Annotated in this window: 13 protein-coding genes and 1 pseudogene; 9 read left to right on the forward strand and 5 right to left on the reverse strand. The window is 62.9% G+C overall.

Annotated features, from left to right (window positions below; genetic code table 11):
* Nucleotide 1 precedes the first annotated feature (1 nt).
* The 3 genes from V1292_RS15900 to fhuB all read left to right on the forward strand — a co-directional run bounded on the left by V1292_RS15900 (nucleotide 2) and on the right by fhuB (nucleotide 4,011).
* Entirely contained in the window at nucleotides 2-1,006 is a 1,005-nt protein-coding gene (locus tag V1292_RS15900; protein ID WP_334373670.1) for an alpha/beta hydrolase, read from the forward strand.
* 76 nt (nucleotides 1,007-1,082) lie between these two features.
* Nucleotides 1,083-2,018, forward strand: coding sequence for an ABC transporter substrate-binding protein (locus V1292_RS15905; protein ID WP_334373671.1), 936 nt, complete (start codon nucleotides 1,083-1,085; stop codon nucleotides 2,016-2,018).
* Nucleotides 2,005-4,011, forward strand: coding sequence for a Fe(3+)-hydroxamate ABC transporter permease FhuB (fhuB, locus tag V1292_RS15910; protein WP_334373672.1), 2,007 nt, complete (start codon nucleotides 2,005-2,007; stop codon nucleotides 4,009-4,011). The genes V1292_RS15905 and fhuB overlap by 14 nt, the downstream gene beginning before the upstream one ends.
* Nucleotides 4,012-4,045: 34 nt before the next feature.
* Here fhuB and V1292_RS15915 read toward each other — a convergent pair whose 3' ends face one another.
* Nucleotides 4,046-4,870 carry an ATP-binding cassette domain-containing protein gene (locus V1292_RS15915; RefSeq protein WP_334373673.1) on the reverse strand — a complete coding sequence of 275 codons (825 nt, stop codon included), beginning with the start codon at nucleotides 4,868-4,870 and terminating at the stop codon, nucleotides 4,046-4,048.
* 73 nt (nucleotides 4,871-4,943) lie between these two features.
* Nucleotides 4,944-6,005, reverse strand: a complete 1,062-nt coding sequence (locus tag V1292_RS15920) for a siderophore-interacting protein (RefSeq protein WP_334373674.1) — start codon at nucleotides 6,003-6,005, stop codon at nucleotides 4,944-4,946.
* A 317-nt stretch (nucleotides 6,006-6,322) separates the two neighbouring features.
* Here V1292_RS15920 and V1292_RS33880 point away from each other — a divergent pair.
* The 4 genes and pseudogenes from V1292_RS33880 to V1292_RS15935 all read left to right on the forward strand — a co-directional run.
* Nucleotides 6,323-6,973 (forward strand): annotated as a pseudogene (locus V1292_RS33880) (ABC transporter transmembrane domain-containing protein); the annotation flags it as partial.
* Nucleotides 6,974-7,169: 196 nt separating this feature from the next.
* On the forward strand, nucleotides 7,170-8,024 hold the full coding sequence (locus V1292_RS33885) for a cyclic peptide export ABC transporter (protein WP_442895529.1): 855 nt from the start codon (nucleotides 7,170-7,172) through the stop codon (nucleotides 8,022-8,024).
* A 292-nt stretch (nucleotides 8,025-8,316) separates the two neighbouring features.
* Nucleotides 8,317-9,315 carry a GNAT family N-acetyltransferase gene (locus V1292_RS15930; protein WP_334373675.1) on the forward strand — a complete coding sequence of 333 codons (999 nt, stop codon included), beginning with the start codon at nucleotides 8,317-8,319 and terminating at the stop codon, nucleotides 9,313-9,315.
* A gap of 21 nt (nucleotides 9,316-9,336) precedes the next feature.
* On the forward strand, nucleotides 9,337-10,635 hold the full coding sequence (locus tag V1292_RS15935) for a lysine N(6)-hydroxylase/L-ornithine N(5)-oxygenase family protein (protein WP_334373676.1): 1,299 nt from the start codon (nucleotides 9,337-9,339) through the stop codon (nucleotides 10,633-10,635).
* A 4-nt stretch (nucleotides 10,636-10,639) separates the two neighbouring features.
* Here V1292_RS15935 and V1292_RS15940 read toward each other — a convergent pair whose 3' ends face one another.
* Nucleotides 10,640-11,449 carry a 4'-phosphopantetheinyl transferase family protein gene (locus tag V1292_RS15940; RefSeq protein ID WP_334377064.1) on the reverse strand — a complete coding sequence of 270 codons (810 nt, stop codon included), beginning with the start codon at nucleotides 11,447-11,449 and terminating at the stop codon, nucleotides 10,640-10,642.
* A 178-nt stretch (nucleotides 11,450-11,627) separates the two neighbouring features.
* Between V1292_RS15940 and V1292_RS15945 the strand changes: the two genes are divergently transcribed.
* On the forward strand, nucleotides 11,628-12,074 hold the full coding sequence (locus tag V1292_RS15945; protein WP_334373677.1) for a hypothetical protein: 447 nt from the start codon (nucleotides 11,628-11,630) through the stop codon (nucleotides 12,072-12,074).
* Between the two features lie 35 nt (nucleotides 12,075-12,109).
* Here V1292_RS15945 and V1292_RS15950 read toward each other — a convergent pair whose 3' ends face one another.
* Nucleotides 12,110-12,562: a VOC family protein gene (locus tag V1292_RS15950; protein ID WP_334373678.1), complete on the reverse strand. Its 453-nt coding sequence runs from the start codon at nucleotides 12,560-12,562 to the stop codon at nucleotides 12,110-12,112.
* Between the two features lie 108 nt (nucleotides 12,563-12,670).
* Nucleotides 12,671-13,600 carry a LysR substrate-binding domain-containing protein gene (locus tag V1292_RS15955; RefSeq protein ID WP_334373679.1) on the reverse strand — a complete coding sequence of 310 codons (930 nt, stop codon included), beginning with the start codon at nucleotides 13,598-13,600 and terminating at the stop codon, nucleotides 12,671-12,673.
* Between the two features lie 181 nt (nucleotides 13,601-13,781).
* Between V1292_RS15955 and V1292_RS15960 the strand changes: the two genes are divergently transcribed.
* The gene (locus V1292_RS15960) at nucleotides 13,782-15,533 is read left to right on the forward strand and encodes an acyl-CoA dehydrogenase family protein (RefSeq protein WP_334373681.1); all 1,752 of its coding nucleotides are present in this window, start codon (nucleotides 13,782-13,784) and stop codon (nucleotides 15,531-15,533) included.
* Nucleotides 15,534-15,535 lie beyond the last annotated feature (2 nt).

The raw sequence follows: 15,535 nt of genomic DNA on the forward strand, positions 1-15,535 counted from the left end.
CATGAGCCTTGATCCCGATATCGCCGCACTGCTCGAGATGGTGCAGGATGGCACGGAACGCGGATCACGCATTCCGTTTCCGCAATTGACGGCCGTACAGGCACGCGCCGATTTCGATGCATCCTCGCCGTTGCTCGATGTCGATCCGCCGGCGCTCGCGTATGAGCGCCATCTCGCGCTGCCGACGCGCGATGGAGCTACGATCGATGCGCGGCTCTACGCGAAGCAGGAGCCGAGCCGTAGCAATCCAGCACCGGTCCTGCTCTATATGCACGGCGGCGGCTTTGTCGTCGGAAGCCTGGATTCGCATCAGCCATTGTGCCGCGGGCTCGCCGAAGACAGCGGCGCGGCTGTGCTGTCGGTCGGCTATCGGCTTGCTCCGGAGCACAAGTTTCCGACCGCGTTCGAGGATGCGGTCGATGCGCTGACCTGGATCGGCCGTGAGGGGCCTGCTGCGGGACTAGATGCCGGCCGCGTCGTCGTCGGCGGCGACAGCGCCGGCGGCACGCTCGCCGCGGCGCTCGCCATTGAAGCAAAGGCGAACCGAAACCTGCCGCAGCCTGTCCTCCAGGTACTCGCCTATCCCGGCCTGAGCTCCCGGCAAACGTCCAATTCCTACGAACGATACGGATCCGGTTATCTCCTGGAACGCGGCACCGTCGACTGGTTCTTCCGGCAGTATCTCCGCGACGATTCGGACCGCGAGGATTGGCGGTTTGCGCCGCTGGCCGCGGAAGATCTCTCAGGGCTGCCCCCGGCGCTCATCGTGCTTGCCGAATATGATCCCCTGGTGGACGAGGGGCGCGAATACGCAGCAAGGCTCCGCGCCGCCGGCGTTCCTATCGACCTGCAGATCTATCCGGGCATGATCCACGAGTTCCTGCGCATGGGAAATGTCGTGGCCGATGCCCTGCAGGCACGGGCCGCGATCGGGCAGGCGCTGGCGGGCGCGTTTCGCGCCGCAGGCGAAAGGCAGCCACCGGGCATGGAAAGACAGAGCATATGAAGGTATGGCATATGAAGGTATGTCATAGCTTTCGTCCCTCGCAGCCTCGCCGTAAGCCGTTCCCGAGCCGCACCCCATGAGCAAGAATTCACTCTCCGATTACAGGCTGTCTCGCCGCGCGCTTCTCACAGTGGGCGCGGGCATCGGCGGCGGGGTGCTTGCAGGCGGCTGGCCGATGGCGCTTGCGCAAGCCGCCGCACCGCAAGGAGGCCCCCGCATCGCCGCGCTCGGCTGGGCCTGCGCGCAGACTATACTGGCGCTCGGCATCGTGCCGCTGGTTATTCCGGAAATCGAGCGTTACAGCCGGCTCGTCGTCGAGCCGGCTGTCCCGTCAAGCGTCCAGGAGATAGGCCTGCGTTCGGAGCCAAATCTCGAGCTGCTGCAGAGCTTTGCGCCTGATATTATCATCATCGATCCCAGTATCACGGCGGCAATACCCCGGCTCAAGCTGATCGCCCCGGTCGAAGTCTTCACGATTTTCAAGCCCGGCCGCCATCCGCTTGAAACGGCGCGCAGTTCGACGATGGAGCTGGCGCAGCGTCTCGGTGTGCAGGCCGCATGCGAGGCCTATCTGGCGCGCTTCGATGCTGCCATGACCGGCTACCGTGATCAGCTTCGCGGTCGCAACGACAAGCCGCTGTATCTCGTCAGCGAGATCGCGCGCAACCGTGCGCTCGTATTCGGCCCGAACAGCCTTTACCAGGAAGTCCTCAGCCAATTCGGGCTGAAGAATGCCTGGACCGGACAGAGCGGTCCGTGGGGACATACCAGCGTGGGCCTTGAAGTGCTCGCTGCAGTTCCGGATGCGCGGCTGGTTCTGATGAGTTCGCGGGTTGCCGATATCGAAGCCCTGCTCAACGCAAGCCCGGTGTTGCGGACCTTGCCGTTCCTCCGCTCGGGGCGGCTGACGGTGCTGGGAAATCAATTCTTCTATGGCGGCGTGCCGGCGGCTGAACGCTTCGCACGCCTTCTCGCCGAACGTTTGCCGCAGGAAAACAATGAGCAAGGTTGACGCGCTGCCCGCCCGATCCGGGATCGAGATGCATCCTGCGATGCTGATCGGCTTGTTGTTTGCGGCGGCGGCTGCGCTGACCTTTCGGCATCTGTCGGGATATCTGCCTGTTAATGCGTGGTTGCCGGTGTTGTGGCGTCCTGAAATCAACGATCCGCAGCAGATGCTCGTGCATTATACGGTCTTTCCGCGAATTGCGGTGGCGCTATTGGCCGGGGCAGCATTGGGCCTTGCCGGCGCCGTCTGTCAGCAGGTGCTGCGCAATCCGCTGGCCGAGCCAACCACGCTCGGCGTCTCGAACGGCGCCTATCTCGCATTGGCGGTGACGACCTTGTGGGCGCCGTCGCTGCTTGCTTTGGGCCGCGAGTGGATTGCGCTGGTCGGCGGGTTCGCTGCATTCCTGTGCGTGTTCGGCCTCACCTGGAAACGCGCACTATCGCCGGTCGTGCTGGTGCTGGCCGGGCTGATCGTGGGCTACTACTGCGCCGTGACGACCCAGGCCCTGGTGCTGCTCAACCATGACTACCTGATCGGCCTGTTCATCTGGGGCGCGGGCTATCTCAATCAGCAGGACTGGAGCAATGCGGCGTTCCTGGCGCCGCGGTTTCTGATTTCGTTCGTGCTGATCGCGGCGATGGTCCGCCCGCTGACATTGCTCGGCTTCGACGACGAGACCGCGCGCAATCTCGGCCTCGGATTGACGGGCGCGCGGGTCTGTGCGCTTGGCATTGCGATCGCTCTCAGCGCTTCGGTGGTCAGTGTGGTCGGCGTGTTGGGCTTTGTCGGTCTGACCGGACCGGCTCTCGCCATGCTTGCGGGCGCGCGACGTTTCCGCGATCGGCTGATTTGGGCGCCGCTCTGCGGCGCCGGCCTCTTGTGGCTGGCAGACGAGCTTGTGCTGCTGATTCCGCCGGGCTATCGCGAGATGCCGGCCGGCGCAGCCACGGCCTTGATCGGCGCGCCCATGTTGCTGGTGCTGTTGCCGCGGCTACGGTCCGCAGCTCCAGTCGGAAACCTCACACCATCCGTTCCGCCACGTCTTGATCATCCCTGGCGGGTGATCCTGTTTGGTCTAGCTTTGCTGTTGTTTGTGGTCTGGGTCGCGCTCGCGGTTGGGGTCGGCGCCGAGGGCTGGAGCTGGAGTGGTCTCGCCGACATCCAGGAATTCCTGCCGTGGCGCTGGCCGCGTGTGGTGTCGGCGTTGGCCGCGGGGGCCACGCTGGCGGTGGCTGGCACGCTGCTGCAGCGCATGACAGGAAATCCAATGGCGGCTCCAGAGGTGATGGGGATCAGCTACGGCGCCGCGATGGGCGTGATCGTTCTTCTCTATCTCCTTCCGTCCCACACGCGCGTGGCGCAGATTGCAGGCGGCGGGATCGGAGCCTTCATCGTGCTCGGGCTGGTTCTGCTGTTCAGCCGGCGGTCCGAATTCAGTCCGGAGCGTGTGCTGCTGGCTGGTGTCGCCATGAGCGCGGCATTCGGCGCGATCATCGCCATGGCGCTGGCGACCGGTGATCCGCGCATCGGCATGCTGCTGTCATTGCTGACCGGATCGCTCTATCAGATCAGTCCGGCCGAGGCCTGGGTCCTGGCCGCCGCGGCGCTCCTTCTGTTGATCATGGTGCCGATGCTGTCACGCTGGCTCGACATTCTGCCGCTCGGCTCGGCGGCCTCGCGTTCGATCGGCGTATCGATGGCCAGAAGCCGCATCATCATCATGCTGCTGACCGCATTGTTGACGGCGACCGCGACGCTGATGGTTGGGCTGCTGAGTTTGGTCGGTTTTATCGCGCCGCATATGGCGCGGATGATGGGGGCGCAGCGCGCGCTGCATCAGACGGCGCTGGCCGCGCTGATCGGAGCCATCCTGATGGTAACAGCCGATTGGGCCGGGCGAATGGTTATATTTCCGTTCCAGATGCCGGCCGGCATTTTCGCGATGATGCTCGCCGGGCCCTATCTTCTCTGGCTGTTGCGACCGCAGCGCGGATGACGCGAGACGGTGAAACGCCGAATGATTTACGCGCTCACCGTGCGAAGCTGATGAGATGGCTGTGATCCGGAGACGGCATCACCCCCATCGGAATGCCGTAGATGGTTTCGAGTTCGGCAGGCGTCATGATCCTGTCCGGCGCGCCGCGCGAAATCAGCTTGCCCGAATGCAAGGCGATGATCTCGTTGCAGAAGCGCGCCGCCATGTTGACGTCATGGAGCACGACGACCACGCCGAGATTGCGCTCCCGCGCGAGCCGCTTCACGAGCGACAGCACTTCGATCTGATGGGCAATGTCGAGCGCCGAAGTCGGCTCATCGAGCAGCAGGCATTCGGCATCCTGCGCAACCAGCATGGCGATCCAGACCCGCTGGCGCTCGCCGCCTGACAATGTATCGACCAGCCGGTCCGCAAACGGCTCGATGTGGGTCAGCGCCATGGCTTCCGCGACCTTGTCGCGGTCAGTGTCGCCAAATCGGCCCAGCGCGCCATGCCAGGGATAGCGGCCGAGCGCGACCAGCTCCTTCACCAGCATGCCGGCGGCGGGCGGCGTCTGCTGCGGCAGATAGGCGACCTTGCGGGCGTACTCCCGATCGCTCCATTCGCGTAAAGCGCGGCCCTCGAAACGGATCGTGCCGGATGAGCTTGGCTGCTGCCGCGCCAGCAACTTCAGCAAGGTCGATTTGCCGGAGCCGTTGTGCCCGATCAGGCCGACGACGCTGCGCGCGGGAAGCGACAGGGTGAGCGGTTCGAGCAGCGCGCGCCCCGCCACGGCGAACGCCACCTGGTCCAGTTCGAACAAGGGCGCGGCCGCATCGGGCGAGGCCTCGGCGATTTCGGTTGGCCGAACTACATGCATAGGAAAGGGCCTGCGGGGATAATGCGGTGCGAGGTGAATGTCGTCGTCCCGTCGGCCTGCGGTTGTGGGGACGTCATGGCTGCCGCAGGCTCCAATAAGCGACCGCAAGATGCTGATCGCGGGCGAGCTTTCGCTCGTCGCGCAGATGGTTTCGCAGCGCCTTCAGCGCCTGCGCTTCGCACGCGACCCATGCAAAGACCTCGCGATGATCCGGCCATCGCACGGCCTTGACGGCATCGACCAATAGCTGCGTCGTCCCGGCCGGACGGTCGCCGCGATGCAGCCATTGGATCGATACGCCGGCTGGCGCGATCAACGGAACCTGCTCAAGCCGGTCGGCGACTTCGATGAAGACTTCACCGGTTGCCGTCGTCGGCAGCGTTTCGAGAATTCGCGCAATGGCGGGAAGGGCGGTCTCGTCGCCCGCCAGCAGCAACCAGCGTGCCGGACGAATGCCTCGTCCGAGCGGACCGGCCATGCCGCAAATGGCGCCGGTTTGCGCATTGAGCGCGAAAGCCGAGCCCGGTCCGGCATGATCGTGGACCACGAAATCGATGTCGATTTCGCGGGCCTGCAGATCGATGCGGCGGATCGTGTAGTAGCGGGTGACGGGTCTGCGGTCCGGTTCCGGCCACAGGATGCGCCCGTCGGGGGCGGGCCACGGCCATTCAGGCTTGGCGAGGCCTTCCGGCGGAAAATACAGGCGGACGTGCAGGTCATCGTCGTTCACGAAGCGGGCGATGTCGTCGCCGGTGAATGTCAGCCGGCGCATGCGGGGCGTCAGGTCGATCGCTGCCTTCAGCCGCACCTCGCGGAAATTGGCCAGCGTGCCGCTGTTGGATTCATGGCCGGACCAGACGATGGTCGGCGGCTCATCGCCGGCGAACTCGATGACATGGGAAGCCACCACCGAGCGCAGCATTTCCAGATTGCCCTTGTCGTTGGCCTCGACGCGGATCTTGAGCGCCTCGGCCTCGACGGCGAGCGAGCTGGTTCCAAACGGCAGCTTCGCCACCATCAGGCCACCTTGGTCCTCGAAGGCGATATCATGCTCGGCAAGATGATCGATCATTCGGGCAGCAAGGCCGGCGGCATCAGCAATCGGAATGCGGGTTTCGGAAACAAGCGAATCCAAAGTCATTTCTCCAGTCGGGCCTGCCCGATGCTGGCCTGCGCACGCTTCGATTTCCGGATATCGCAGCCCGACACCGAATCCATGTCCCTAGTGGGTCCATGTCCTACTCGCTCGCCGGCTGCGACGCAAAGGCTCTACTACTCGCATTTTATTAAATGCGTTGCCGATCACAAATTAGAATCAATCGAAAGAGGCTGAAAAATAGGCTCTGGAAGAGCGATGCTGCCATCATGTATTCGCATCACTCCCGCAAGGCTATTCGTACTACGACGGGCCGTGTAGGTTCGCTTCAGCTCTACTCCAGCGCGGCACTCATGATGAATCCACGAAGCGGCCTGACGGCGCAGATTCTGCATCTCCTGCGGCCCTACTGGCCGATCGTGCTGGGCGGCACCGTTCTCGGCGTTGTCGGTGGCGCCAGCGTTGCGGGACTGCTCGCAGTCGTCAATCGCGGGCTTTACGCGTCGCAAGACGACGTCGCAACGCTGCTGTTCGCGTTTGCGGGCCTGTGTCTCTTGATCCTGATCGGCTCGATCGGCGCCGATATCAGCGCCAACTATGTTGGGCAGCGGATCATCGCCGAGCTGCGCAAGTCGCTCGCCGCGAAAATTCTGGCGGCTCCGATCGACCAGCTCGAAATCTACCGGACGCATCGATTGATTCCGGTCCTCACCCATGACGTCGATACCATCAGCGATTTCGCGTTCTTCTTCTCCTCCTTCTTCGTGTCCGTCGTCATCACGCTCGGCTGCATGGTCTACCTTGCGGTGCTGTCGTGGCCACTTTTCCTGATTACGGGGCTGGTCATTGTCCTCGGCTCGCTCGCGCATGCATATGCGCGAACGCGCGGCGTTCAGGGCTTCAACGTCGCCCGCGATTCCGAAGACCAATTGCAGAAGCACTACCGCGCGATCGCCGAGGGCGCGAAGGAGCTGCGCCTGAACCGCGCCCGCCGTCAGCGCGTCTATGTCGACCAGCTTCAGCGCACCGTCGACCGGATCAGCGCGGTGCAGATCAAATCGATCAACCTCTTCGTGACCGCGCGGGCGTTGGGCACGATGTTGTTCTTCGTCGTGATCGGCGTCGCGCTGACCTTGCGTCCGTTCCTCTGGCCCCGACAGTCCGGCCGCGGTCTCCAGCGGCTTTGTCCTGGTGCTGCTCTATATGCGGGGACCCATCGATCAGGTGATCGGCATCCTGCCGGCACTGGGCCGCGCGCAGGTGGCGATGAAACGGATCGCCGAGCTTTCGGAGCAGTTCGCGACGCCCGAGCAGGGCTTGCTGGCCGCGCCCTCGAACGCGCCAAGTGGATCAGGCAGGATCGAATCGATCGAGCTCCGTGACGTATCATACGGCTTCCGCGCGGTGGCCGGCACCAAGCCCTTCGTGCTCGGACCGATTGATCTGCATGTCCGGCAGGGAGACATCGTTTTCATTGTCGGTGAAAACGGAAGCGGAAAAACCACGCTGATCAAGTTGCTGTTGGGTCTCTACGCACCACAGAGCGGTACGCTGCTTCGCGACGGTCTGCCTGTTGTAGCGGAAACGCGGGATGATTACCGACAGCTCTTCACGACCATCTTTTCCGACTACTACCTGTTCGAAGATCTTCTGCAGGGAGCGGGAATGGTGCCTGACGTCGCGGAGCGCTATCTGGAGCGGTTGGAGGTCGCGCATAAGGTCTCGGTCGAGAACGGCGTATTTACGACGACGGACCTGTCGACCGGTCAACGCAAGCGGCTGGCGCTGATGAATGCCTGGCTCGAGGAGAGGCCGGTCCTCGTGTTCGACGAGTGGGCCGCGGATCAGGACCCAGCCTTCCGCCACATCTTCTACACGGAACTGCTGCCGGACCTGAAGCGTATCGGCAAGACGATCATCGTGATCTCACATGATGACCGTTATTTCGGCGTGGCGGATCATCTGGTGCGATTGCGGCACGGCAAGATTGTCGCGGGCGATGCGAAGACCCATGACATCATCAAGTCGTCATCGGTTCCAACCGACGCCTCTCTTTAGAGCTATTTTATTCTTTCGGAAAATTTGCATCGAAGTTCCGGCTCTTTCGAGACGCGCGCCGGGGAACGCGCGCGATGTTTTTGGCGACGCCGTTTTGTCAGATTTGTAAGAAATCTAAACTGCGTGTGCCTGCATTTCTTGTCATCCTGTACGCGAGTGCTTTACATCGCAGGCGCGCGTGAAGTTCGCGTGCTGCTTCAAGCAACCACGTTTGCGATGCGAGGGCCGGATGAACAAAGCTTCGAGCTCCGCGACAGGGCCTCGCGCATTCCCGATCGGACCGGATTTTTCCATGACCGTCGTTCAAGACGGCGGGGGAGATCTTCGCATCGCCGTGGGCATCACGACGGTGATGCGCCTGCGTGTCGATGAACGGCTCGATCATCTGAAGATATTGACCACACCCGACGATCCGCAACTGGCGATATCGGCGGTTTCGGCGGCGGCCGAAGCCACGTTTGGATGGCGGCCGAGTCTGGACCGGCTTGTGCTGGAGTCAGCCAGCGTGGAGCTTGCGCGCGAGCTGATGAACCACGGTCTCGCTCTCATGGCGGGGGCAGACCTCGTGCTGCTTCCCGAACTGATCATGCAGCGGCGGGACAATTGGCTGGTCAATGCCGGACGGCCGCCATTGCCGCAACTCCACGTCATGACGGACGGCAAGCGCCATCCGCGACGCTCGCCAAAGCCGGTGGGAAAGGTCTATGCCCGCTTCATACCCTGGCTCGCCGAAGTGATCTCCTTCCGCGTCGCCAACACAGACGGTGACCTGCATCTGCTGCACCGGTGGATGAACGATCCCCGCGTCGACGCGTTCTGGAACGAAGCCGGCGATCTCGAAAAGCATCGGCGTTATCTCTCCGGCATCCTGGCGGACCCGCACATGTTGCCGCTCATCGGCTGCTTCGACGACGAGCCGTTTGGCTATTTCGAGCTCTACTGGGCCAAGGAGAATCGTATCGCGCCGTTCTACGATGCCGACGATTACGATCGCGGCTGGCATGTCGTCGTCGGCGAGGACGCCTATCGCGGGCGCCGCTATATCAGCGCCTGGCTGCCATCGCTGATGCACTACATGTTCCTGGACGATTGTCGAACGCAACGAATCGTCGGCGAGCCGGCGGCAGCGCATGCGCAGCAGCTCCGCAATCTGGAAGTCTCGGGATTCGCAAAGATCAAGAACTTCGATTTTCCGCACAAGCGGGCCACGCTCGTGATGCTGTTGCGCGAACGCTTCTTTGGTGACCGGCTGTGGCTGCCGGCAGCGACCAGCCCGGCGACCACGTCCTAACGCCCGAACGGAGCGCAGCTCATGTCTCACCAGTTTGCGATCGAGCACGACGTTATCGGCGTCGGATTCGGGCCGTCCAATCTTGCGCTTGCGATCGCATTGGATGAATGCGCCAGAAGATCACGTCTGAAATGTGCCGCTCTGTTCGTGGAGCAGCAGCCGCAATTCACCTGGCACGGCGGCATGCTGCTTCCAGGCAGCGACATGCAGATCTCGTTTCTCAAGGACCTCGTTTCGTTGCGTGATCCGACCAGTCCGTTCACCTTCGTGAACTATCTGCACAAGCGCGGCCGTTTGCAGGATTTCATCAACTGCCGAACGTTCTATCCGAGCCGGATTGAGTTCAACGACTATCTGCGGTGGGTAGCCGCCCAGTTCAAGTCTCAGGCGGCCTACGGCGAAACCATCGTCGCCATCGAGCCGGTAACGGTTGGGCAGTCGGTGACGTCCTTGCGCATTCATTCACGGACGCTCGCCGGCGGGGAAACGGTGCGGCTTGCAAGAAATCTGGTGGTCGCGGTGGGAGGGCGACCGTATATTCCGCAAGTATTTGCTGATATCGCCGATGATCCGAGATTGTTGCACTCCAGCCGCTATCTCGACACGGTCGAGGACATCGGCCTCGGTGGAAAGGCCGCGCGCGTGGCCGTGGTCGGAGGAGGGCAGAGCGCGACCGAGGTGACGGTCGACCTTCGCGGGCGATTTCCGGACGCGAGCATTGATCTGATCTTTCGCGGCCATGCCTTGAAGCCGTCCGACAGCAGCCCGTTCGTCAACGAGATTTTCAATCCTGATTACACCGATTTCATCTATGCGCAGCCTGCCGAGCGGCGAGACGCGATCGTTCGCAACTTCCGGAACACGAACTATGCGGTGGTCGATTCCGACCTCCTGGACCAGTTGTATCGATTGCTCTACCAGCAGCGCGTCAGCGGCACGACAGCGATCGCATTGCACCCGCGTAGCGAAATAACGGGCATAGACGCCGCACCTGAAGGCATCGAGATCGGCACCGTTGACAAGTTCGGCGGTGCAAAGCGCCGATCCACCTACGACGCCGTCATTCTGGCAACGGGCTATGACAGGGAGACGCCGCACGCGTTTCTGGAGCCGATCCAGCGCTACATTCGCGACACCGTGTTGGACCGCAACTACAAGCTCGTCACCAGCCCGGCATTTCGGCCGCAAATCCATCTTCAGGGATATTCGGAAGCCTCTCACGGCCTGAGCGACACGCTGCTGTCCGTGCTCGCCACGCGCTCGCAGGAAATCGCAGAATCGCTGCTTTCGACGATTTCGCGCCGCGAGCTCATCGCGTAGGCGATCAGATCGAGGGAGCGATGAGTCGCCACTGTGCAGCGGATCCAAGCGCGGCCGGCACCGACAGCACGGCGGGTGACGGGCCTGCGTCGATGATCACGGTGTTCGGAGCTATCGTGAATCCGAGTGCGGCCGCCTTCAGCAAGGCTTCCTTGAGGGTCCAGTAGCGAAGAAAGAGCCGGGACCGAAGTGCCGCGGGAGCGTTCCATAGAACCTCCCGCTCTTCGGCCGCCAGGACGATTTCGGCGACCGAATCCATATCGGCGATTTCCCGCAGCGGTTCGATATCGACGCCGATCGGCATGCGGGCCGCTGCAACGGCCACAGTGCCCCTCGCGTGGCTCAGGCTGAAGTCGATCTTCGCTCGATCAGCAAGGAGCATGGGCTTGCCATGCTCCGATGGTTGAAACCGCAGGTCTTCGGCCGGCTGACCGACAAGTCCGCCAAGCATGAGGCGAGCGCCCGCATGCGCAGCGAGGTAGCTCAATCGATCTTCGATGTGCAGGAACCGCCCCATGCGATCGGTCTCACCGGCATCGAGGAGTTTCGCAGCTCGCTCGACGTTGAGCATGCCGGGTTCGCCGGCAACGATCTCCCGCGATGGAGGTATCGCTGCCAGCCAGAGAACGATCTCTTCCGGTTCCAACTGTCTGACCTGCCTCGTGATATCAGCATACGGCAGGCATCGCACCCGCAATTGATCCTGCGGAGCCGTGCATTTCACGGCGATCGACCACGCGAGGAAGACGCTTGCACGCGCCATTGAAAGCGATGCGGCAAATGGTTCTTGTCCAGCCTTCCAGGAGTTGGTCATGTCCACGGGCTTATCGACCAATGCGCAACTGTCTGCAACCCCCGGATGTACAGAGGGCCACGTCGAGATGATCTGACTTAGAATCCATCTAACTGAGACAAGCCGAGATCATACACGCTTGCGGTGCTGATAGATTCACTCTCAATCGCATCCGCAGATATTCAACGTGGAACCGGTCATGATAAAATCCGTCCCTCTCGAGCAGCATATCGATAGCTATCTGCCGGAGCGAATTGCAACCATATTGGTTCGCAGTCACCACGCGGGGCTCGTCAGCAAGGAGCCATCCACGCGCATTAACTACCTCCTCGAGATTGCGTCGCTCCATACCAGGGGTGAACTCCTCGGACAGCCTGGCCTCGGACGCCTGAGTTTGCAACGGATCGAGAAATGGATGGATTTTCATGGCCGCCGCCTTCGGCGCAACGATGAGAGTCTGGATAGCGTGATCTGCCGATTTGGCTTTCGGCAGGCTTTGCTCGAGAAGAAGGCCAGCCGGTCCGCGCCAAGATCCGTCATCTCGTCCGAGGACAGGGACAAGATCTTGCGCGAGTTCGGTTCATACGGCGAGCGTGAAGATATCCGGCGGCCGGAACGGCGGATTGCGGTGAGCCAGGATACTTGATGCGAGGGTGCCGCGCGTTCGCTACCGTTTACGTCTCATCCGCCAAAGCCGTAATATTCGCGAACCACGGGTTCGCGAAGCGGGCCCGGCTCGAATATTTCGATCACGACTCCGTCCGGAGCGCCGAGCATGAAATAGCCGCCACCGCCGCCAAGTTGGCGGATCGGATTCGGAATGTTCAGGCCTGCGGCTTTCATTCGCTCGCATAGCTCCTCGATGCCGACGACCTGCATTCCCAAATGATGAACGGCGTTCTTGCCATCGCCTCGCGGCTGCTGGTCGTAGAGATGCAACGCACCGATGCCGACCTTCACGAAGACGTTGCGAGCGCCGGCGACGTCACCGTCCCACTTCACCTCCGCATCAAACCATTTTCGATAGAAATCGATGGTCGCGTCGATGTTGGACGCGAAGAGATGGACGTGCTGCAGATGATAGCGCTGCCGGGTGCCATAAGGATACTGCCAGTCGTCCGGGGACGTCGTCATGCCTGCTCCTTTCGGCGCGAAGGGCTGCGCCTTGAACCGTCGGATTGTCTGTGTCAGAGCAGCATCAGGCTGGCAAACGAGCTTTTTTGAACGCGCCTTGAGTGAAACTCAACGCGCATATTCTGCGCCCGCCTTCTTCTTCGCGGCGGGCTTCTTCGGCGCTTGCTGGCCACGCGAATTGTTCAGCCAGGCGACGAAAGCGGTCAGCGCGGGATCGTCAGCCATGCGCTGCTCGTATTCGAGTACGAACTGCCGGCGCGTCGGGCGAACGGCTGGATGGGCCTTGACGAGATTGCCGCGTGCGAGGTCGGGCGCGAGAAGGCCGTCGATGGCGATGGCGACGCCCATGCCGGCGGCGGCGGCTTCAATGGTCAGGCCGAGGCTTTCGAAGCTGCTGCCGCCCTGCACGGGCACGTCGGCGAATTGCGCGTGATCGAGCCACCGCCGCCAATCGTCCGGGCGTGGCCGCGCATGCAGGAGAGGAACGGCTGCGAAATCCACAGCGCCATTCTTCATAAACTCCGGCGCGCAGACCGGCACGGTCGCGATCGGCATCAAGGAATGGGTGACGAGCCCGGCGCGAGGCTGCCCGTCCGAGACGGCGATCACCGCATCGTAACGGCTGGCGAGAAGGTCGAGCGGATTGGAGCTGGTGTGCAGGTCGACTTCCAGATCGGGATAGGCCGCATTGAGCGTGGGCCAGATCGGCAGCAGAAAGCGCGAAACGAAGAAGCCATAGACCCCGATCGAAAGCCGCCTGAAGCGCCGCAACCGCAGCCCGTCGGCGGCATCTGCGATCCGGTCCAATGCCTCGCGGGCGGAATCGGCGAAGGTCTTGCCTGCGGAGGTGAGGACCAGGCCGCGCGAGCCGCGCAGAAAGAGTGCGGTCCCCATTCGCGCTTCCAGGGCGCGGACGTGCCGGCTCACGGCGCCGACCGTCACGTTCAGTTCGTCGGCTGCCCGGGTGATCGACAAGTGCCGTGCGGCGGCCTCGAACGCCCGCACCGCATGCAAGGGAGGAAGTCGTCGTGATGCCATCGCGGGAGCTTAGTGGAAAAGGGCCGGCCGGCAAACGGGGGGAACCGCAGCGTTGACTCTAGCTCAAGCCCCCGACCCAAGAAGTCGTTTGCACGGCTGCTCCCTGGGTCATACGCCGATATTTTCCGCCGATATCGTCCAGGCCGGTGCGCCCGGGCGGGCGGAGCCGAGGGAGATGCCCATGACCATTCATGTCGATCTGACCGGCCGCGAGGCGGCGGCGCGGCGCTCCAGGGCACTGGCGCCGACCTGTCGCGGGCTGAACTATTATTCGCTCGACCAAAGCCTGCGCGACCTCTTGCCCCATTACATGGAGGCACCGCTGCTGGCGCATCTCGCGCCGCACCTTTCGGAACTCGGCGAACTCGCCGGAGGCCGGCTGCATGATTTGTCGGACCAAGCCGAGCGCCATCAGCCGGTGCTGCATCCGCGCGACGGTTACGGCCGCGACGAGGAGTGGGTCGAGTATCACCCTGCGTACCGCGAGATGGAAAGCATCGCGTTCGGAAAATTCGGCATGCACGCGATGTGCAATCGCGGCGGCGTCTTGGGTTGGCCGTCGCCGATGCCGCCGATCGCAAAATACGTATTCCACTATCTGTTCGCGCAAGCCGAGTTCGGCCTGCTTTGTCCGGTCAACCTCACCGACAGCTCTTCGGAGCTGGTGCGCCGCTTCGGCACGGATGAGCTGCGCCAGCAATATCTCGAACGGATGTGGAGCCAGGATCCTGCCGCGCTGCTCAAGTGTGCGCAATTCATGACCGAGAAGACCGGCGGCTCCGACGTCGGCGCCGGTGAACTCGTTGCTGTCAGCGACGGCAAGGATTGGAAGCTGTGGGGCGAAAAGTGGTTCTGCTCGAACGTCGACGCCGAACTAGCCGTGTTGCTCGCCCGGCCCGAAGGCGCGGTGGCCGGCGGCCGCGGGCTCGGTCTGTTCCTGATGCCAAAAGTGCTTCCCGATGGACGGCGGAATTCGTACCGGATCCTGCGGTTGAAGGACAAGCTCGGCAGCCGCACCATGGCCAGCGGCGAGATCGTGTTCGAGGGCGCCACAGCCTACCAGCTCGGCGAGCTCGATCAGGGCCTCAAGCACATGCTGGTGATGGTGAATTCGAGCCGGGTGTCGCACCTTGCGCGCGCGGCCGGCATGATGCGGCGATGCCTCAATGAGGCGATGATCGCCGCGCGGCATCGCAACGCGTTCGGCCGCACGGTGATCGACCATCCGCTGATGCGCCGGCAGTTGCTCAAGCTCATGGTCCCGACCGAGCAGGCGCTGTCGGCGCTACTGTACTCGGCAACCGCGTCCGACAAGGTGCTGCGGCTGCTGACGCCGATCGCAAAATATCGGGCGTGCCGGGACAACGTCACGGTCGCCACGGGTGCGATGGAGGCCCGCGGCGGCAACGGCTACATCGAGGACTGGCCGAACGCGCGGCTGGTTCGCGATGCCCATCTCGGCCTGTTGTGGGAGGGCACCAGCAACATCAACGCGCTCGATGCGGTCCAGCGCGCGGTCGGAAAGGCGCGCGGCCATGAAGCGTTGTGTGACGATCTCGGCCGTCGGTTGGACGATACCGCCGGGATGCCGGGGCAGTTTCGGACGCGCCTTTCCGGCGCGCTGACGGATGCGATGCGCTTTGCGGAACAGGTTGCGGCGGATCCCGAGAACGAGCGTTTTTGCAGGATCGCCGCCGGAAAGCTGTACCACGCGACGACGGCTGCGCTATTGGCGTCCGAGGGCACGCGCCTCGGCAATGCCGGCGGCGATGCACGCCGCCTGCTGCTTTCGCGTTTTGTCCTCGAGCATCGCTTGGCCGAACCTTCGTCCACTAATCTGCAGGCGCAGCATTGGGAGAAGGCAGCGATCGATTTGCTGCTCGGTGACGCGCCGGTCCCGATGCGCGAGGCTGCCGCGCTGGTGCAGGGCTAGGT

It is taken from the genome of Bradyrhizobium sp. AZCC 1719 (genome assembly GCF_036924525.1).
In the GTDB taxonomy this organism is placed as follows: Bacteria; Pseudomonadota; Alphaproteobacteria; order Rhizobiales; family Xanthobacteraceae; genus Bradyrhizobium.